At 44.8% G+C, this 20,843-nt stretch carries 17 protein-coding genes; 7 read left to right on the top strand and 10 right to left on the bottom strand.

All coding sequences use genetic code 11. The features are described 5' to 3' along the window. Positions 1-11: 11 nt before the first annotated feature. From BS333_RS02270 to BS333_RS02245, 6 genes are all read left to right on the top strand, one after another. Positions 12-1,424, top strand: a complete 1,413-nt coding sequence (locus BS333_RS02270; RefSeq protein WP_021709911.1) for an FAD-dependent oxidoreductase — start codon at positions 12-14, stop codon at positions 1,422-1,424. Between the two features lie 159 nt (positions 1,425-1,583). Next, entirely contained in the window at positions 1,584-2,012 is a 429-nt protein-coding gene (locus BS333_RS02265; RefSeq protein ID WP_021709910.1) for a DUF1499 domain-containing protein, read from the top strand. Between the two features lie 65 nt (positions 2,013-2,077). After that, a complete protein-coding gene (gene mtnN, locus BS333_RS02260; protein ID WP_021709909.1) occupies positions 2,078-2,773 on the top strand; it encodes a 5'-methylthioadenosine/S-adenosylhomocysteine nucleosidase in 696 nt (231 codons plus the stop codon). A 12-nt stretch (positions 2,774-2,785) separates the two neighbouring features. Continuing rightward, entirely contained in the window at positions 2,786-3,739 is a 954-nt protein-coding gene (locus BS333_RS02255; RefSeq protein WP_021709908.1) for a cobalamin biosynthesis family protein, read from the top strand. Next, positions 3,739-4,572 (top strand): vitamin B12 ABC transporter substrate-binding protein BtuF, encoded by an 834-nt coding sequence (btuF, locus tag BS333_RS02250; RefSeq protein ID WP_021709907.1) that lies wholly within the window; start codon positions 3,739-3,741, stop codon positions 4,570-4,572. The genes BS333_RS02255 and btuF overlap by 1 nt, the downstream gene beginning before the upstream one ends. A gap of 68 nt (positions 4,573-4,640) precedes the next feature. Next, positions 4,641-5,261, top strand: coding sequence for a TRIC cation channel family protein (locus BS333_RS02245; protein ID WP_021709906.1), 621 nt, complete (start codon positions 4,641-4,643; stop codon positions 5,259-5,261). A 52-nt stretch (positions 5,262-5,313) separates the two neighbouring features. On the opposite strand, the gene BS333_RS02240 is transcribed toward BS333_RS02245, so the two are convergent. The 6 genes from BS333_RS02240 to secA form a co-directional block, all read right to left on the bottom strand. Beyond that, positions 5,314-6,093, bottom strand: a complete 780-nt coding sequence (locus BS333_RS02240) for a TSUP family transporter (RefSeq protein WP_021709905.1) — start codon at positions 6,091-6,093, stop codon at positions 5,314-5,316. A 237-nt stretch (positions 6,094-6,330) separates the two neighbouring features. Further along, complete coding sequence (gene carB / locus BS333_RS02235) at positions 6,331-9,564, bottom strand: carbamoyl-phosphate synthase large subunit (RefSeq protein ID WP_021709904.1); 3,234 nt, start codon at positions 9,562-9,564, stop codon at positions 6,331-6,333. Positions 9,565-9,580: 16 nt separating this feature from the next. Further along, positions 9,581-10,720: a glutamine-hydrolyzing carbamoyl-phosphate synthase small subunit gene (carA, locus tag BS333_RS02230; RefSeq protein WP_021709903.1), complete on the bottom strand. Its 1,140-nt coding sequence runs from the start codon at positions 10,718-10,720 to the stop codon at positions 9,581-9,583. A gap of 480 nt (positions 10,721-11,200) precedes the next feature. Then, entirely contained in the window at positions 11,201-12,010 is an 810-nt protein-coding gene (gene dapB / locus BS333_RS02220) for a 4-hydroxy-tetrahydrodipicolinate reductase (protein WP_021709902.1), read from the bottom strand. Positions 12,011-12,121: 111 nt separating this feature from the next. Beyond that, positions 12,122-12,520, bottom strand: a complete 399-nt coding sequence (mutT, locus tag BS333_RS02215; RefSeq protein WP_021709901.1) for an 8-oxo-dGTP diphosphatase MutT — start codon at positions 12,518-12,520, stop codon at positions 12,122-12,124. Between the two features lie 72 nt (positions 12,521-12,592). Further along, positions 12,593-15,319, bottom strand: coding sequence for a preprotein translocase subunit SecA (secA, locus tag BS333_RS02210; protein ID WP_021709900.1), 2,727 nt, complete (start codon positions 15,317-15,319; stop codon positions 12,593-12,595). 639 nt (positions 15,320-15,958) lie between these two features. Here secA and BS333_RS02205 point away from each other — a divergent pair. Continuing rightward, complete coding sequence (locus BS333_RS02205; protein ID WP_021709899.1) at positions 15,959-16,426, top strand: DUF721 domain-containing protein; 468 nt, start codon at positions 15,959-15,961, stop codon at positions 16,424-16,426. 54 nt (positions 16,427-16,480) lie between these two features. Here BS333_RS02205 and lpxC read toward each other — a convergent pair whose 3' ends face one another. The 4 genes from lpxC to BS333_RS02185 all read right to left on the bottom strand — a co-directional run bounded on the left by lpxC (position 16,481) and on the right by BS333_RS02185 (position 20,796). Further along, positions 16,481-17,398, bottom strand: a complete 918-nt coding sequence (gene lpxC / locus BS333_RS02200) for a UDP-3-O-acyl-N-acetylglucosamine deacetylase (protein ID WP_021709898.1) — start codon at positions 17,396-17,398, stop codon at positions 16,481-16,483. Between the two features lie 100 nt (positions 17,399-17,498). Beyond that, positions 17,499-18,725 (bottom strand): cell division protein FtsZ, encoded by a 1,227-nt coding sequence (gene ftsZ, locus BS333_RS02195; protein ID WP_021709897.1) that lies wholly within the window; start codon positions 18,723-18,725, stop codon positions 17,499-17,501. A gap of 30 nt (positions 18,726-18,755) precedes the next feature. Beyond that, entirely contained in the window at positions 18,756-20,018 is a 1,263-nt protein-coding gene (gene ftsA / locus BS333_RS02190) for a cell division protein FtsA (protein ID WP_021709896.1), read from the bottom strand. Then, a complete protein-coding gene (locus BS333_RS02185) occupies positions 20,011-20,796 on the bottom strand; it encodes a cell division protein FtsQ/DivIB (protein ID WP_021709895.1) in 786 nt (261 codons plus the stop codon). Before BS333_RS02185 ends, ftsA begins: the two co-directional genes overlap by 8 nt. Positions 20,797-20,843 lie beyond the last annotated feature (47 nt).

Raw genomic sequence — 20,843 nt, 5'->3', positions numbered from 1 at the left:
ATGTTTGAATCATGAGTCAGAACGTTTATCAATTTATCGATGTTAAGCGCGTAGATCCTGCGAAAAAGCCCCTCAAAGTTCGCAAGATCGAGTTCGTTGAAATTTATGAACCATTTACCAAGCAGCAAGCGACGGCTCAAGCGGATCGTTGCTTAGATTGCGGTAATCCATATTGTGAATGGAAGTGTCCGGTCCACAACTACATCCCTCAGTGGCTAAAACTGGCTAATGAGGGTCGTATACTTGAAGCTGTTGAACTCTCACATCAAACCAACAGCCTACCTGAAGTTTGTGGCCGAGTGTGCCCACAAGATCGCTTGTGTGAAGGCTCTTGTACTCTTAATGATGACTTTGGCGCGGTCACCATAGGTAACGTTGAGAAATACATTACCGACAAAGCCTTTGAGATGGGCTGGAAGCCAGACATGTCTAAGGTCGAATGGACTGATAAAAAAGTCGCCATCATTGGTGCAGGCCCAGCAGGTTTAGCCGCCGCCGATATCTTAGTTCGTAACGGAGTAAAACCCGTGGTGTTTGACCGCTACCCTGAGATTGGCGGGCTCCTGACCTTCGGTATTCCTTCATTCAAGCTTGAAAAAGGCGTGATGGAAAATCGTCGTCGTATCTTCACCGAGATGGGCGTCGAGTTTTGTATGAATGTCGAGGTGGGCAAAGATGTTCAAATGCAAGAACTGCTCGATGAGTACGATGCCGTCTTTTTAGGTGTAGGTACTTACAAATACATGCGTGCAGGATTAGAAAATGAGGGTGCGCCGGGCGTTTACGATGCTCTACCATTCTTGATTTCAAATACTTACAAGGTCATGGGCTTGGAGCACGACAAACCTTTTATCGACATGGCAAAGCAACGCGTAGTGGTACTCGGTGGTGGTGATACCGCGATGGACTGTGTTCGAACCTCTATCCGCCAAGGCGCATCAAACGTGGTATGTGCTTACCGTCGTGATGAAGCCAATATGCCAGGTTCTCGCCGCGAGGTGAAAAACGCCAAAGAAGAAGGCGTCAAGTTCATGTTTAATCTTCAACCTTTAGGGATTGAAGTGGATGCATCAGGCAAAGTCTCGGGGGTCAAAGTAGTGAAAACCGCCCTTGGTGAACCTGATGACGCAGGTCGTCGACGTCCAGAACCCGTCGCAGGCAGCGAACACGTTCTACCTGCAGACGTCGTCATCATGGCGTTTGGTTTCCAGCCACACAAAATGGATTGGTTAGCGCCGTTTAATGTTGAGTTGGATCCGTGGGGACGCATCAAAGCCTCAGCCAAACAAGAATTCCAATTCCAAACCAGTAACGCCAAAATCTTTGCTGGCGGAGATGCAGTAAGAGGCTCCGATCTTGTTGTAACTGCCATCGATGAAGGACGTAAAGCCGCAGAAGGCATTCTCGACTACCTCGAAGTTTAGGGCCATCTCTTCTCTTAAACAAAGGGGGCTCAATCGGGCCTCTTATACCCAAGCGCTCTCAAGATGCAGAAGTTGCTTGGGTATAAAACAGAAACATCATGTGATCATCTCAGTGCCATTTGGGTATATACTAAAGAACCATCGGTAAGAAAGAAAACCATGAAAAAAACGGCCCTCCTTCCTATTATACTTTTCAATTTAACTGCATGCAGCCAAGGAATGACCTCAATGATCGATCGCTCTCACATGCCTTGTGGCAATAAACCTAATTGTGTCTCGACTCAAGATACTCGAGCCAAATTTGCACTTATGCCATATACACTCAGCGATTCAGCGACTATCGATGCGATTGAGCAAGCGGCTTTAGCGCTACCCGGAGCAAAGACCGCTGTTAAACAAAATGACTACTTACGCATCGAATGTACGTCCAAAATCATGCGATTTGTCGACGATTTAGAATTAAAGATCGAAGGTAACACCCTGCTCGTCCGCTCTGAATCTCGTGTCGGTTATTCAGACTTTGGCGTGAACCGTAAACGTGCAGATCAACTCAGAACCTTGCTAATAGAAGCAAAGTTAGTCAAATAACGCCCCTATATCGACACAGAGTGGTATACTCTCAGGAAATTAATTGTTATCAATAAGAGAGTATTATGAAAGTTGGTATCATCGGCGCGATGGAACAGGAAGTGACCATATTAAAAGAAGCAATGACAAACAGCCAAACCGTAACAAAGGCAGGTTGTACATTCTTCTCCGGACAAATCAACGATGTTGACGTGGTGCTACTTCAATCGGGTATCGGTAAAGTCGCAGCAGCAATAGGCACAACCATTCTGTTAGACGAATACCAACCAGATGTTGTCATTAACACCGGTTCAGCGGGTGGATTTGACGCCAGCCTAAACCTTGGTGATGTCGTTATTTCAACTGAAGTTCGTCATCACGACGCAGATGTGACTGCATTTGGCTACGAAATGGGGCAAATGGCTGGCCAACCTGCGGCATTCCAAGCCGATAACAAATTAATTGAACTCGCCGAAAACGCACTCGCACAAATGGAAAATACCCACGCAGTTCGCGGTCTTATCTGTACAGGTGATGCCTTCGTTTGTACTTCTGAGCGTCAAGAATTTATCCGCAGTCATTTCCCGAAAGCTATCGCAGTAGAAATGGAAGCATCCGCTATTGCTCAAACTTGTCACCAATTCGACACACCTTTTGTGGTAGTACGCGCTATTTCAGATGTTGCAGACAAAGAATCACCAATGAGCTTTGAAGAGTTTTTGCCATTAGCAGCAAAGAGCTCCTCAGAAATGGTGTTCAAAATGTTGGAATTGACTAAATAAGCCTTCTATTAGATGAAAGAATTCTTTCAACTTTTGTATGCTGATGGTGTGCTCCTCGTTATGTGGGGAGCACTGTTCTTTCATCTCGTTCTCCCTATCCCCCATTCTTTACACCCGGTCACGCTTTGGCACAAATTTGCTGAACAACTGACGGGGAAAGTAAATAATCATCATAACGACTCCCAAAGCATCATTTCTGGCAGTCTTGCCCTGCTGCTTATGCTACTTCCTTGTCTCATTTTGTTGATCGCAATGAAGCCATTAGTGTGGCAAGCCCCTTTATTTGAACTGGCTTTACTGCTAATTGCTCTCGATTGGCGTAAGAACGAAACATTGACCAAAAAGCTTATTAACGAATTAGCCAATCAAGACAAGGTTCGAGCCAGAACACTCTTAAAACCATACCTCAATCGTGACACCGATACGTTGTCTTTATTAGGTCTAGGTAAAGCTGGCGCAGAAACCATCATAATGGGCTACGGACGAAACGTCGTGTGCGTTTTGTTTTGGTATGGCCTGACTGGTGGCATTGGTGCAATTCTGTACCGTCTCACGGCAGAACTTGCCCGAGCTTGGTCACCCAGTCGCCGTCAATATAACCCATTTGGCAAACCCGCTATCCAAGTGACAGCGGCCCTCGAGCTTGTCCCTTTGCGCCTATTTGCCTTGCTGATTATGGTTGGTAAAAATGGCTTATATGTACTAAAAAACGTGCTCCAACAAGCAAAATCATGGCCTTTACCCGGTCCAAGCTGGCTACTCTGTTCAATTGGAATTAAGCTGCAATTGTCATTGGGAGGGCCGGCATTATATCAAGGTCATCGCTCAGAACGTGCTAAAATTGGCGGCAGAATTGCTCCTTCAGCGATTCACCTTGCACAAATACAAACGTTACTCGTGTGGCGTATTTTTACTTGGATTGTCATCCAAAGCGTATTACTTGGCCTCATTTATCAGGGACTATAATGAACCCACTTTTGTTAGCTTTGCCTGCTATTATCATGTTGTTTTCAGCTCAACCATACGCTCACACAGAAGTGCAAAAAGTGATTAGCCTTTCTCCACACGCAACCGAACTTGCCTATGCTGCGGGATTAGGTGACAAACTGATTGCCGTGAGTGAAATGAGCGATTATCCACAACAAGCCAAACAACTGGAAACCGTCTCCAATTACCAAGGGATTAAACTCGAACGTATTCTTACTCTTAAGCCTGACCTTGTACTTGCTTGGCCGGAAGGTAATCCGACAAAAGAACTGGAGAAATTGGCTCAATTTGGGATACCGATATATGATACCACTGCACATTCTCTAGAAGATATTGCTAAACATATTGAGCAATTGAGTGTTTACACTGAGAAGCCTGAAGTGGGTCAAAAAGCCGCCGCAAATTTTCGAGCCCAATTAGAGTTATTACAAACCAAATACCAGACAAACAACAAAGTTCGCTACTTTTACCAAATAAGCGACAAACCTCTTATGACCGTCACAGGACACCATTGGCCCAGTGAAGTGTTTCACTTTTGTGGTGGCGAGAATATTTTCGAGAGTTCTCTTGCCCCTTATCCACAAGTCAACCTTGAGCAGGTCATTCTCCGCCAACCGGAAGCGCTTTTTGTTTCTCGACAATCCGTCGGACAACAAGGGATCTGGAACAAATGGAAACCTGACCTTATCGCTTTTCAAAATGGCCATGTCTGGTCTCCTAACCGTGACTGGCTTAATCGCCAAACTCCCAGAACCTTACAAGCAGTAAAAGAAGTGTGCGAATATTTTGAGCGTGTTCGGCAAAAACGCTAACGTTTTCGTGGCAAATCTCGTACAATTCCCGTCCATTTTCCACAAGTTGTTTAAAGGTACCAAGTAACATGGACTCCATGCTGCTTTATATGATCGATTTATTCGGTACTGCTATTTTTGCTATTTCAGGTGTATTGCTCGCTGGTCGCCTAAAAATGGATCCTTTCGGTGTGGTCGTTCTTGGCAGCGTCACCGCGATCGGTGGTGGCACAATAAGAGACATGACACTCGGCGCAACCCCCGTTTTTTGGGTCATTAACAATACTTACCTATGGGTCATTTTGATCACCTGTGTCGTCACTATGCTTCTGGTACGCCGCCCTAAACGTTTAGCTTGGTGGGTCTTACCAGTATGTGACGCGATAGGCTTAGCGGTATTTGTTGGGATTGGTGTCGAAAAAGCGCTGGCCTATAACGCTTCCAGCATGGTAGCGGTCATTATGGGAGTCATTACCGGCTGTGGCGGCGGCATAATCCGTGATGTTCTCGCACGTGAAGTCCCCATGGTATTACGTAGCGAAGTATACGCAACAGCCTGCATTTTAGGTGGCGTTTGTCACACAGTCGTGCTGCACTTTACTCAAGACCACTCTGCTGCCTTACTCAGCGGTATCGTCTCTACTTTGCTTATCAGGCTGGCTGCGATTCGTTGGCATTTGTCTTTGCCTATTTTTGCTATTAATCGATAAGATAAAAGGCCTTATCACCTCTTTGAGCAACAGAGATGATAAGGTGAATGGATTAAAATACTGATAAAAACCATTGCTGATGTTGTTGCCAAAGAAGTTTTAATGCCATCAGCATAGACATAATAATCACAATGGGTTTGATCCACTTTTGCCCTTTGGTGACCACGACTTTTGCGCCAAATTGTGCGCCAATAAAGCCACCTATTGCCATCGTCAATCCGATCTCCCAAACCGGCAGGCCTGCCAAAATAAAAAACAGTAACGCAGCAAGATTAGAGGTAAAGTTTAAAACTTTTGTCCGTGCTGTCGCCTCAATTAAAGAACAGTTAGCAAGCACAACAAAGCACACGGTAAATATCGATCCTGTTCCTGGACCAAAAAAGCCATCATAGAAACCAACCCCGCCACCAATAGACAATGCAAACATCGCTTCAGATAGCTTAGCCTTTGTGTCTGTTTGAGTGGTAGCTGGTGCGAGCAAAAAATACAGAGAGATGGCAATTAGTAACGCAGGAATCAAGCTCGTGAGTATACTCGCATCGATATATTGCACCACTTCTGCCCCGATCGCCGATCCGATAAACGTACAGAAAATAGCAAGTCGCATCTGTTTTAGACTGACAACCCCATTGCGTACAAAAAACCAACTCGCAGAAAAACTGCCAAATGAACTTTGCAGCTTATTGGTGGCTAATGCTTGAGTAGGAGTTAAACCTGAGGCTAATAATGCAGGTAATGTGATTAATCCACCGCCCCCAGCCATGGCATCGATAAATCCAGCCACTGATGCCACAAAAAATAACATCGTAAGAATCTCAAAGCTCAATTCCATCTAACCACTCACTAATTATAAAAGTAACAATTGCGAGTACATTAACACTGATTGAGTTAGGAGAAAATGGAAAGTCTAGACACTGATCTATTCCTTTTTTTCATGACTGAACCGAGTCTCGGTTAACTGAAGCGAACAGATTAGAGCAATGATTTAAGACAAAAAAAGCCCGCTCAACTGAGCGGGCAACGAGGTTGTCTATAAGCCCTACTTTACAGGCTTACTGATTTTTATCTATTACGCTTCTAAGCTCGCTTTCACTTTTGCGTGTAGCTCTTGAACCGAAGTTACTGTGCTCTTCGCGTCTGCCGTGTGCGCCATGCATGTTGCGAATGCCGCGTTTAACGTTGTCGTGTAGTTCACTTTCTCAGCAAGCGCACCACGACGTAGAACTTTTGAGTCCTCAATCGCTTGACGGCCAGCGGCAGTATTCACGATGTAGGTGTACTCGTTGTTCTTGATACGGTCAAGAATGTGAGGACGACCTTCGTGTACTTTGTTTACTAGACGTGGGTTAATACCCGCTTCGCCGAGAATAACTGCTGTACCGTGTGTTGCATCCAGCTGGTAACCAAGCTTAGATAGCTTAGACGCAAGGTCAACAACGCGCTCTTTGTCGCCTTCACGAACAGACAGTAGTGCACGACCACCTTCTGGGTAAATGTTGCCACAACCCAGTTCTGCTTTCGCGTAAGCTTCTGCAAACGTTGCACCTACACCCATCACTTCACCAGTAGAGCGCATTTCTGGGCCTAATAGTGGGTCAACACCAGGGAACTTGTTAAAAGGCAGTACGACTTCTTTTACTGAGTAGTACGGTGGGATGATTTCTTTCGTAAAGCCTTGAGCTTCAAGAGATTGACCCGCCATTACACGCGCGGCAATCTTAGCGATTGGCGCACCCGTAGCTTTCGATACGAACGGTACCGTACGCGCTGCACGAGGGTTTACCTCGATTAGGTATACTTGGTTGTTCTTAACCGCAAACTGCGTATTCATCAGACCACGAACACCCAACTCGAACGCCAGCTTTTCAACTTGCTCACGCATTACATCTTGGATTTCTTGGCTTAGCGTGTATGCAGGAAGAGAACATGCCGAGTCACCTGAGTGAACACCTGCTTGTTCGATGTGCTCCATGATACCGCCGATAACCACACGCTCACCGTCACAGATAGCATCGATATCCACTTCAACAGCGTCGTCTAGGAAGCTATCAAGCAGAACTGGCGATTCGTTCGATACGCTTACTGCTTCGTTGAAGTAGCGACGTAGGTCTTGCTCGTCGTATACGATTTCCATCGCTCGACCACCAAGTACGTAAGAAGGGCGTACAACCAGTGGGTAACCGATTTCACGAGATTTCTCTACCGCTTGTTCCATCGTAGTGACTGTTGCGTTCTCTGGCTGTAGAAGGCCTAGACGGTCAACAGCAACTTGGAAACGCTCACGGTCTTCTGCACGGTCGATTGCATCTGGGCTAGTACCGATGATTGGCACGCCAGCCGCTTCAAGTGCGCGAGCCAGTTTAAGTGGTGTTTGACCACCGTACTGAACGATAACGCCTTTTGGCTTCTCAACACGAGCGATTGCTAGTACGTCTTCCAGAGTTACTGGTTCGAAGTACAGACGGTCAGATGTGTCGTAATCTGTTGAAACTGTCTCAGGGTTACAGTTAACCATGATAGTCTCATAACCATCTTCGCGTAGAGCTAGTGATGCATGTACACAACAGTAGTCAAATTCGATACCTTGGCCGATACGGTTTGGACCACCACCAAGAATCATGATCTTGTCTTTGTCTGTTGGGTTTGCTTCACACTCGTCATCGTAAGATGAGTACATGTAAGCTGTATCAGATGAGAACTCAGCCGCACACGTATCAACGCGCTTGTACACTGGGTGAATATCGTACTGGTCACGTAGACGACGGATTTCACTTTCCGCTACACCTAGAATCTTAGATAGGCGCGCATCAGCAAAACCTTTACGTTTCAGCTTGTTAAGTTCTTCTTTATTCAGACCAGCAAAGCCTTTTACTTTTAGCTCTTGCTCAAGTTTCACGAGGTCTTCGATTTGAACGAGGAACCAACGGTCGATTTGCGTTAGGTTGAATACGCCATCTACTGACATACCTGCACGGAATGCATCCGCGATGTACCAAATACGCTCTGCGCCTGCTTCTTTCAGCTCATGACGGATTTTCGTCAGTGCATCTGGCGCATCTAGGTCAACCATCTCGTCAAAGCCTGTCGCGCCAACTTCTAGACCGCGAAGTGCTTTTTGTAGAGATTCTTGTTGGTTACGGCCGATAGCCATCACCTCACCAACGGACTTCATTTGCGTCGTTAGACGGTCGTTAGCACCTGCAAATTTCTCGAAGTTAAAACGAGGAATCTTAGTGACTACGTAGTCGATGGTTGGTTCGAATGATGCTGGCGTAGCACCGCCCGTGATGTCGTTCATTAGCTCATCTAGCGTGAAGCCAACCGCCAGTTTCGCTGCAATCTTAGCGATTGGGAAACCTGTTGCTTTAGATGCTAGAGCAGAAGAGCGAGATACACGTGGGTTCATCTCGATGATAACCATACGGCCATCTTTCGGGTTGATACCAAACTGTACGTTAGAACCACCCGTTTCAACGCCAATCTCACGCAGTACTGCTAGAGATGCGTTACGCATCAACTGGTATTCTTTGTCTGTTAGTGTTTGCGCAGGTGCAACCGTGATTGAGTCACCCGTGTGGATGCCCATTGGGTCGAAGTTTTCAATCGCACATACGATAATACAGTTGTCCGCTTTGTCACGAACCACTTCCATTTCGTACTCTTTCCAACCGATCAGTGATTCATCGATTAGTAGTTCGTTGGTTGGAGATAGGTCTAGACCGCGACGACAGATTTCTTCGAACTCTTCTTTGTTGTATGCGATACCACCGCCAGTACCACCCATAGTAAATGATGGACGGATGATACATGGGAAGCCAACCATATCGAGTACAGCGTAAGCCTCTTCCATCGTTTTTGCAGTATCTGCACGCGGACACTCAAGGCCGATAGACTTCATCGCTTTATCGAAACGAGAACGGTCTTCCGCTTTGTCGATTGCGTCAGCAGTCGCACCAATCATCTCAACACCGAACTCTTCAAGAACACCGTGTTTCTCTAGATCAAGAGCACAGTTAAGTGCCGTCTGACCGCCCATAGTAGGCAATACTGCATCTGGACGTTCTTTTTCAATGATATTGCGTACCACTTCCCATTGAATTGGCTCAATGTAAGTTGCATCCGCCATATCTGGGTCAGTCATAATAGTTGCAGGGTTGGAGTTAACTAGGATAACTCGGTAACCCTCTTCACGCAGTGCTTTACATGCTTGTGCGCCAGAGTAGTCAAACTCACATGCCTGACCGATAACAATCGGACCAGCACCAAGAATAAGAATACTTTGAATGTCAGTACGTTTTGGCATTATCTACTACTCCGAATTAAGCGCTGTGTTTTTTGATTAGTTCGATAAAGTGGTCAAATAGCGGTGCTGCATCGTGTGGACCAGGACTCGCTTCTGGGTGACCTTGGAAGCTAAATGCTGGCTTGTCAGTGCGGTGAATACCTTGCAAAGAGCCATCAAATAGCGATACGTGAGTAGCACGTAGGTTTTCTGGTAGTGTTGCTTCGTCTGCTGCAAAACCGTGGTTTTGCGAGGTAATCATCACAACATTACGCTCCAAGTCTTTAACTGGATGGTTGGCACCATGATGACCAAATTTCATCTTGACCGTTTTTGCACCAGACGCCAGTGCAAGAATTTGGTGACCAAGGCAGATACCAAAGATAGGAATATTTTTGTCTAGGAAAACTTTGGTCGCTTCAATCGCGTAAGTACATGGTTCTGGGTCGCCAGGACCATTTGAAAGGAATACACCGTCTGGGTTTAGTGCAAGCACTTCTTCAGCAGATGTTTCAGCAGGAACAACGGTTAGGCGGCATCCTCGGTCAACCAGCATACGTAAGATGTTTCGCTTGGCACCGAAGTCGTAGGCCACAACGTGATAAGGCAGTTCGCTGTCATCTTGCGCTTCTGGAAGCCCACCTTCAAGCGTCCACGAACCTTGTTTCCACTGATACGCTTCTTTTGTTGTAACCTCTTTCGCAAGATCCATTCCTTTTAAGCCTGGGAATTCTTTCGCCTTCGCAAGTGCCAAAGCTTCATCTAAATTATTGCCCGCTACAAGACAGCCATTTTGAGCACCTTTCTCACGCAGAATACGAGTGAGTTTGCGTGTATCAATGTCAGCAATACCAACAATGTTTTGCGCTTTAAGGTAATCAGAAAGGGATTGTTCATTTCGGAAGTTAGAAGCGATAAGAGGGAGATCGCGAATCACAAGGCCTTGTGCATGAATGGAAGAGGATTCTTCGTCTTCGGAGTTGGTTCCGGTGTTGCCAATGTGAGGATAAGTAAGAGTAACGATTTGTTGAGAATAGGAAGGATCAGTAAGAATTTCTTGATAGCCGGTCATCGAAGTATTAAAAACAACTTCACCAACGGAAATACCCTCTGCGCCAATGGACACTCCGTGAAACACCGTCCCATCTTCTAGGACCAACAGTGCTAGTTTACCCAAGACAACCTCCAGAATAAAAATTCAAAAATAAGATATAAATGTGCAAACCTGCCTAACTTTACCTTGATAACTCACATTAACAGGTATTTTTGACAAATTGGCGATATTCTAATGACACACTTTGAAACTGTCAATAACAACCAAAAAATAAATTGTATTTTTATACGAAGTGGGCACATATCAATACAAAAGCAGTCAAAAACACAAGCTTAATCTATCTAAAATCGTTTTAAATTCATTCTTTTTTGTATTTTACAAATTAACCACACTTTACGAAGCCTCCAAACAGTCAATTTTGAAAGCAAACGATAACAAATCAAAGTTAAGTGTAATTTTTAACAAACTAAACAAAAATAAACACCAAAATACCCAAAATCAAAACCAAACTTAGGTTAAATTGAATACATTTAATCAGTGTTATTTACTAGGGATTTATTTCAGATAAAAAAAACCGGCTAACGCCGGCGAATACTTATGTAATTACAAATTATTGAGCTCAAGCACATCTGTCATGCTGTAAAACCCGGTAGGCTTGTCGTACAACCAGACTGCAGCTTTTACTGCTCCATTAGCAAAAGTCATTCGGTCTGTTGCTTTATGAGTAATTTCAACTCGCTCTCCAATATCAGCAAACATCGCAGTGTGCTCACCAACGATATCACCCGCTCGAATGGTCGCAAAACCAATTTCATCTTTGGTGCGCTCACCAGTAATCCCTTCACGGGCATAGACAGCGACATCATTTAATTTATTACCCATTGCACCTGCAATGGCTTCTCCCATTCCAATTGCAGTACCAGATGGCGCATCTACTTTGTGGCGATGGTGCGCTTCAACAATCTCGATATCACAATAATCACCCATCACTTTGGCCGCTTTTTCTAACAGCTTAAATACTAGGTTGACCCCAACAGAATAATTAGAGGCCATCACGACTGGCACATGTTTCGCTGCTTCATCAATCTGTGCTCGCTCCTCTTCGGTGAAGCCCGTTGTACCAATGACAATACTCTTGCCATATTGTTGACAAAGTGCAAGATTGGCAAGTGTGTTACTCGGGGTGGTAAAATCGATAACAATATCAAAGTTTTCCACTTGCTTAGCTAAATCATCGCTTAGAAAGACATCTAATTTACCTTCACCGCACAGCTCACCGATATCTGCACCAACTAACGAAGATCCTGGACGCTCAGAGCCCGCGGTACATGACGCTTGTGAGTTAAGTTGTGCAGCTTTTACTAGATTGCGGCCCATCCTTCCCGCCGCACCTGCAATTGCAATTCGAACCATGGCAATTTTTCTCCTTTTGTGGACAACGAGTCCGATGCTCGTTCTCTTATATCGCTGAATCTTTTTAAACTAACAATATCCCGAGTTAACCTCAAGGTCGTTCGCGTGGCGTTAGGAAAACTCTTTAACAACCCGTTTTACGATAGGCAGATTTGCTTCAGGGAAGGCATAGTCAGCCAAGGCAGCAACATCGACCCATTGCCCTTGTTGACCTTCGCGACCATAAGGCTGGTTGTCGAATTGAGACACCAGCATAAAATCAAATTTCAGCGACTTATCTGGGTAATCATATTGCAAGTGCTCATATAACGCTTGCTCTGTTACGGTGATACCAATTTCTTCTTCAAGTTCACGATTCATTGCCTGTTCAATCGTTTCATCTTGCTCCACTTTTCCTCCAGGAAATTCCCAAAAGCCCCCTTTGTGTTTATCATCGGGACGTTTAGTGATAAAGATTTGCGATTTGTCTGAGTTTAAGATGATCGCCGCAACTATATGAATTCTTTTCATGAAAATAGTCCTAATACTATTGATACAAAAAGAGCCGCCTAAGCGACTCTTTTAATAATAGGTTCGAAGAAATTAATCAATCTTACCGTGACACTGTTTGTACTTTTTGCCACTACCACATGGGCAAGGCTCATTACGTCCTACTTTACGTTCATCACGAACCACTGGCTGGTTAGTGCCTTGTTCGGCCTCATCAGAAGCAAGTTGATTTTGCGCATCAGCATGTTGAGCATGAGCATGACGAGCCGCTTCTTCAGCTTGTGCTCGACGCTGCTCTTCCATACGCTCTACTTCTTCTTGCTGCTGCACTCTAACACGTGATAGTACGGTAATGACATCCGATTTTAGTGCTTCGAGTAGCTCTTCAAACAATTCAAAAGACTCACGTTTGTACTCTTGTTTCGGGTTCTTTTGAGCATACCCACGAAGATGAATACCTTGACGCAGGTGATCCATCGCAGATAAGTGCTCCTTCCAAAGTGTGTCTAACGTTTGAAGCATCACGGATTTTTCAAAGTTACGCAGTACTTGGGCACCAACAATGTCTTCTTTCGCTTTGTAAGCATCAACGGCTAAATTGAAGATTTTTTCACGTAACGCTTCTTCATATAGCTTGTCATCCGCTTCAAGCCACTGTTTGATTGGTGCATCCAAGTCAAAGTCCGCTTTCAGACGCTCTTGCAGGCCTTCAGTATCCCACATATCTTCTAATGACTGCGGTGGGATGTATTCGTCGATCACAGCGGAAATAACATCTTCACGATTATGCTCAATCATATCGCTGATGTCATCAGTACCCATCAGTTCATCACGAAGCTCGTAAACAACCTTACGTTGATCGTTAGCAACATCATCGTATTCAAGTAACTGTTTACGGATATCGAAGTTACGACCTTCTACTTTACGCTGAGCTTTTTCAATTGAGCGGGAAAGCATCTTAGATTCGATCGCTTCACCTTCTTCCATACCACTTTGAATAATGCTCGCCATGCGGTCCGAAGTGAAGATACGCAGTAATGAGTCTTCCATCGATAAGTAGAAACGAGAAGAACCCGCGTCCCCTTGACGACCTGAACGACCACGTAACTGGTTATCGATACGACGAGATTCGTGACGCTCTGTACCGATAATATGCAAACCACCCGCTTCCAGTACTTGATCGTGGATCTGTTTCCATTCTGCTTTAATCGCGTCGATCTGTTCTTTAGTCGGATCTTGTAATGCTTCAACTTTTGCTTGCCAGCTACCACCCAACACGATATCAGTACCACGACCCGCCATGTTGGTTGCGATCGTTACGGCACCTGGAGTCCCGGCTTCAGCAACAATTTCAGCTTCACGCTCGTGGAACTTGGCGTTGAGTACATTGTGTTTAATCTTTGCTTTTTTTAGTGCATTAGACAACAGTTCTGACTTCTCGATAGAAACCGTACCAACAAGAGAAGGTTGCCCCTTTTCTACACGCGCTTTAATGTCTTCGATGATCGCTGCAAATTTCTCAGCTTCCGTTCGATAAACCATATCTGGCATATCGTTACGTTGCATTGGCTTGTTGGTCGGAATAACAACCGTTTCCAAATTATAAATGGACTGGAATTCAAAGGCTTCTGTATCTGCCGTACCCGTCATACCAGACAGCTTATGGTAGAGACGGAAGTAATTCTGGAAGGTGATCGAAGCCAGCGTCTGGTTTTCGTTTTGAATCTTAACGCCTTCTTTAGCCTCAACCGCTTGGTGTAGACCTTCAGACCAGCGACGACCTGGCATCGTACGGCCAGTATGTTCGTCAACGATAACCACTTCGCCTTCATCGCTAACGATATAGTCAACGTTACGTTCAAACAGAACATGAGCGCGAAGTGCAGCATTAACGTGATGAAGTAGGCTGATATTCGTCGGAGAGTAAAGTGTATCGCCTTCTTCCATCAAACCATTTTTTACGAGTAGCTCTTCAACAAATTCCTGACCGTTTTCGGTTAAGTGAACTTGCTTAGACTTTTCGTCCATGGTGTAGTGACCATCACCACGGTACTCTTCAGAGTCTTCTTTATCTTGAATTTCTAAATGCGGAATCAGCAGGTTGATACGAGTATATAGATCAGAGCTATCTTCAGCAGGACCAGAGATGATAAGAGGCGTACGCGCTTCGTCAATAAGAATCGAGTCTACTTCATCGACAACAGCGAAGAAGCGTTCACGCTGGACACGGTCTTCTGTGCGGAAAGCCATATTATCACGAAGGTAGTCAAAGCCGAACTCGTTGTTCGTTCCGTAAAGGATATCTGCTTGGTATGCTTCTTTCTTAGCCTGAGGAGCCATATTTGGTACGTTGATACCCACCGTCATGCCTAAAAACTCAAACAAAGGACGGTTAGTCTCTGCATCACGCTTAGCAAGGTAATCGTTCACTGTTACAATGTGAACACCTTTACCGGGCAGTGCATTTAAATAGGCCGGTAAGGTTGCTGTGAGTGTTTTACCTTCACCTGTTCGCATTTCAGCAATTTGACCAGCATTGAGCACCATGCCACCAATAAGCTGAACATCAAAATGGCGCATACCATAAACACGTTTAGATGCTTCACGAACGGTAGCAAAGGCTTCTGGTAGAAGATTATCAAGAGTTTCGCCTTTTTCTAGACGCTCACGGAACTCTACCGTTTTGGCTTTAAGTTCTTCGTCAGACAGTGCTTCAAACGTTGGTTCGTAATTATTGATCTCTTTTACAATTTTTCTAAGGCGGCGCAGTGTTCGGTCGTTGCGACTGCCAATCACTTTTGTCAGTAGCTTAGTTATCATTTTTTGTGAATCTCTCTTTCATCAGACCGTTCCCGATCTACTCGTAATGCCTTCAGTCTCTACCAGTTTGTAACTAAGAATACTGAGATAAATCATTATTTCAGATATTGAGTCCAAACATGCGTATTTCAAGGTCAAAAATTGAAACAATGTGGCTTAGTGTAAGGATTTTTCTTCCTGACGACCATAAATAGACGCATTTGTTTGAAGCACTCAGGAGTTTTTAGACAAATTGATGACTGAAGCGCTATTATGACACAAGCTTGAAGAGATAAAGTCAGTATTTTTTAAAAGATAGACTTCATTTATGTAACGCTTATGCTTCATTTACCAAGAGATGCAAATAGCCTGTATACCCAAATAACTCTATTATCCACACCCAACTAATAATATCGCTTAGTACCCAAGTAACCTTAAGATACCGTGTTCAGCGAGAAGACCCTAGTTTTGAGGCGTGGCAAGGATTCGTAGATACCATGGTTCTACATTAAGAATCATTAACAAAGCCTGAGAGCTAAGAATACTCGCCTTTTGGTAGCGACATTAGCTCTAAATCAAGCATCTTGAAGTCATTTGGGTATATACCTATCTGCCGCCCTGCACTAGAATGATAAGGTCCTAGATAATTTATATTGGCTTATGCGTGATCACCGTCCAACCTTAACCGACACTCTTATTGCTGAATCTCAATTTAAGCAGATTCAACAGCATGCCGAAGAGATCTTACAATTAAATCAGGCTTTACAAGCCATACTGCCCAACGGGACGGCAGATCATTGCCGGGTTGCCAATATTCGACATGGTCAGCTCTTAATTGACGTTTCAAGTGCCGCGATCAAAATGAAGATCAATTACGATCGAATGATGATCCTCAACAAGCTTCGGACACAAGGCTACGCTAAGCTCATCAGTATCGACGTAAGAATCAACCCTTCTTTATATCGTAATCATGCAAGTAAAGAGCAAAAAACCAAGCGCCCGCCTTTAAGCCAAGCAGCGGCAGATTCCTTGCTGATTATTGCTGATGTTGCGCCGCCCAAGATACAGGATCGGTTAAAACGACTGGCTGCAATGGCGAAACAAACGGATAAAAAAAAGCCAAGCTAGATGCTTGGCTTTTTTCATGCAATTTATTTTTAGTGCGATTTGAGCAAAGAAGAATTACGCAAGTACCATACTTGGATCGCCAAAAGCAACCGGAGAACCTGCTTCTTCTTCAAAGGTCGTCCATTCCCATGCTTCTTGATCAGCAAGGATGGCACGCAATAATTGGTTGTTCAGGCCATGACCAGATTTATATGCACGGAACTCACCAATGATGGCATGGCCACACATGTAGAGATCACCGATAGCGTCTAGTACTTTGTGAGTAACAAACTCATTATCAAAGCGAAGACCTTCTTCGTTAAGAATGCGATATTCATCAAGTACGATGGCACAATCAAAGCTACCGCCTAAACACAAGTTTTGCGACTGAAGGTTTTCGATATCACGCATGAAACCAAACGTGCGAGCACGTGAAATCTCACGAGCAAAACCTTGAGATGAAAAGTCGAATAAAAGTCTTTGCTCATCCGATTCAATAGCCGGATGGTTAAAGTCGATCTCAAAGTCCATACGGAAGCCGTTAAATGGAACGAACTCGGCCCATTTATCGCCATCTTCAAAACGAACAGGTTTCTTTATACGGATGAAACGTTTAGGCGCGTTTTGTGTCTCAATACCCGCTTGTTGAAGTAGATAAACAAACGGACTTGCACTGCCATCCATAATTGGAATTTCTGGTGCATCAACTTCAACAATAATGTTGTCAATGCCCATGCCCGCAAGCGCTGCGTTAAGGTGTTCAACCGTTGAAATACGTACGCCTTCGTCGTTAACTAGTGCAGTACATAGCATAGTGTCACGAACAGACGCGGGATCAGCTGGAAAATCAACAGGTGGATTCACGTCTGTACGACGGTAAATGATGCCTGTATTTGCAGCAGCTGGGCGCAGAGTAAGCGTGACTTTACGACCAGAGTGGAGACCCACACCAGTTGTTTTCACTATTTCTTTCAGAGTACGTTGTCTGATCATCTGCTTGCCTCTCTAACAATGGCTATAAAACACGGCCGCCTGTAACGCCGACCGTGAATGATACCATTATTTTGAGCTATGTCAAATAAATGGTCAAACATCAATCAGCTTGACGGCGTAGGAACGCAGGAATATCTAAGTATCCGCTTTCTTTTTCTTGCTTCGGTGCAGCTGAACCCTGTCCCGAAGATGCATTACTATTGTTCGCTTGAGGAGTCACCTGCGGCTTCTCTTGCGCTGTATTTTGCTGCAAGCTTTGTGCCGACTTCTCTTCAACCTGTGGTGCCGCTGTCTGCTGTGACACTTGAGGCGCTTGTGATGCTGCTGCTTTAGCTTTACCACCCGCAACTAATGTAATGTCTGGTTTTTTCTCGTTGCCAATACCAGTTGCAACCACAGTAACACGAATTTCATCAGTCATATCTGGGTCAAGTGAGGTACCGATTACAACCGTTGCATTATCGGAAGCAAACGCTTTAACGGTATTACCAACCGTTTCAAACTCATCAAGACGCATATCCAGACCAGCCGTGATGTTCACAAGCACACCACGAGCACCAGCAAGATCGATATCTTCAAGAAGCGGGCTAGAAATTGCCATTTCTGCAGCTTCTTCAGCACGGTCTTCACCTTTTGCAATTCCGCTACCCATCATTGCATGGCCCATTTCAGACATCACTGTTCGAACATCGGCAAAGTCGACGTTAATCATACCAGGACGTGTGATCAATTCTGCGATGCCTTGCACAGCATTCTTCAGAACATCATTCGCACTCGCAAAAGCTTCTAATAGTGTGACACCACGACCTAGGACTTTCAGTAGCTTTTCATTTGGAATCGTAATCAAAGAGTCAACGTGCTTGGAAAGCTCATCGATACCTTGCTCCGCGAAGGCTAAACGTTTCTTACCTTCAAAACTGAACGGCTTTGTCACTACCGCTACCGTCAGAATGCCTAGTTCTTTCGCAACTTCAGCGATAACAGGAGCAGCACCAGTACCAGTACCACCGCCCATACCTGCTGCGATAAATACCATATCGGCACCAGTTAGAGAATCTTTAAGTCTATCTCGATCTTCAAGAGCAGCTTCTCGACCAACTTGTGGGTTTGCACCCGCCCCAAGGCCTTTGGTGATATCGCCACCAATCTGAATGACGTTACCAACGCTTGTCTTACGAAGTGCTTGTGCATCAGTGTTAACGCTGATGAATTCTACACCTTCAATAGACTCACGCACCATGTGCTCAACAGCGTTACCACCGCCACCACCAACTCCAACGACTTTGATTACCGCATCGTCAGACATTTCCATCATCGGTTCAAACATGTGTTATCTCCGTTTACCCTGCAACTCAGGCTAAAACTCTTTTTGTATCCAATTACGCAACCGACCAAACAAGCCAGTAACAGATGAACGCTTAGGTTCATTATAATCGCTATCATCACTTGACTGCATGTCTCTTGCGTAATGTAATAATCCAACTGCCGTCGAATGGTACGGCTCCTTTACGTAGTCAGTTAATCCGCTCACCTCAAGTGGTTTACCGACTCTGACCTGGTTGCGAAATACGCGTTCTGCACATTCTACCACGCCTTCAATTTGCGCAGCACCACCAGTTAAAACAACACCGGCAGCGAGATGATGCTTGATGCCTTCTTCGCGTAGCTTCGTCTGTACTGAGTCGATAGTTTGGTTAACCAATCCCATCAGTTCAGAATATCGAGGTTCAATGACCTCAGAAAGAGTCTGACGTTGTAAGCTCCGGGAAGGTCGCCCTCCAACACTTGGAACATTCACCGTATCATCTTTACTCACTAGCTCGCTCAAAGCGCAACCATATTTAACTTTTATTTCTTCAGCATCGCTCACTGGCGTGCCAAAAGCAAAAGCAATATCGCTTGTGACCGCATTTCCTGCATAAGAAAACACTTCTGTATGTCTCAAGGCGCCTCCGGTCCAGATAGAAACATCCATTGTCCCGGCACCAATATCGACCACACATACACCGAGCTCTCTTTCATCCTCAGTGATGACAGCATTACTTGCCGCTAACCCAGAGAAAACCAGTTGCTCGACTTTGAGGCCACAGCGCTCAACCGCTTTAATAATATTTCGTGCCATATCGTTATGGCATGAGATCAAATGGACGCTGACTTCCATTCTCACTCCAGATAAACCAAGTGGATTTTTAATCCCTTCTTGGTAATCGATAGTAAATTCTTGTGGAATAACATGAAGGATACGTTGCTCATCGCCAATTTTGATCGACTTTGCTGTATGGATAGCATGATCCATATCCTCTTGAGACACTTCTTCGTCAGAAATCGTGCCCATGCCTTTTTCAATTCTGCTCGCGATATGCTTACCAGACAACGAAATAAAGACTCGACTGATTTGACATTCTGCCATTAATTCAGCTTGATCAATTGCACGTTGTACTGATTTTACAACCGATTCCAAGTCATTCACGCCACCTTTGTCCATGCCGCGTGAAGGGCTACTACCTGAACCAATAATATTGATTTGACCGTCAGGTAACACCTCACCCACTAAAGCAGATATGGTTGCAGTGCCTATATCAAGACCAACAATAATGTTGTCATCCGCAGCCTTAGTCATTTGTTCTCTCTTGTCCTAACTCATGTTCAGGAAACCAACCCACTGCGGCTCCTGTGTCATATCGAAGGTCGATATAACTGATTCTTTGAGTATCACTGCCAAGCTTATTGTAGAGCAAAAAAAATCGCTCTATTCGCTCATTCAGAGATTCTTTACCAAGCTCTAGTCGAATTCCGTTATCAAGGATAATTTGCCAAGCTCGTCGCTCATTCAAGACAAGAGACGATATCGACAGCCCTAACTTTTGAAATCTGGGATGAAACTCACGATACGTACGTAACACCTCGGTTTCAGTTTGATGAGGCCCATATAGCTTTACGTTCTCTTCTTTTAACAGCCCAATATCACCGTCAAAAACTAAACCATTTTCATCAAGCAACTCTTGCCCATTCCAAATCGCAATGGGCGTGTGCTCAGTCAAAAAAACCTTGATCGTTTCAGGCCACTGCTTTCGAATAGCAGCATGGGCCACCCAAGGGATAGACTCAACGCTTTGCTGTAATACATCGATATCTTGTGACATGAATGTACCAATATGATCGATTTTACCCAAGGCTATTTGAACATCATCAGCAGTAACAAACTCCAGTTTGCCCTGAAGCACGATCTTAGATAACGGTAATCTCTGATCATCCCACATCCAGCTGATAGCGAAAAACAGTGTTGAGCTGATTAAGCTAACGACAACGCAAAAAAATATCGTACCTAGCACTTTTTCTTGTCGACTAAAGCGACGTTCAATATTTTGTTGCTCTTCATTCAATGCCAAATTCAACAATGCTTCGCTTCCTGATCTTTATTCTGTACTTTTCACCCCTGGTAGGG

It is taken from the genome of Vibrio azureus (assembly GCF_002849855.1).
Lineage (GTDB): Bacteria > Pseudomonadota > Gammaproteobacteria > Enterobacterales > Vibrionaceae > Vibrio > Vibrio azureus.
Note: the sequence above shows the minus strand (reverse complement) of the source record. Positions and strands in the feature narration are given on the sequence as shown.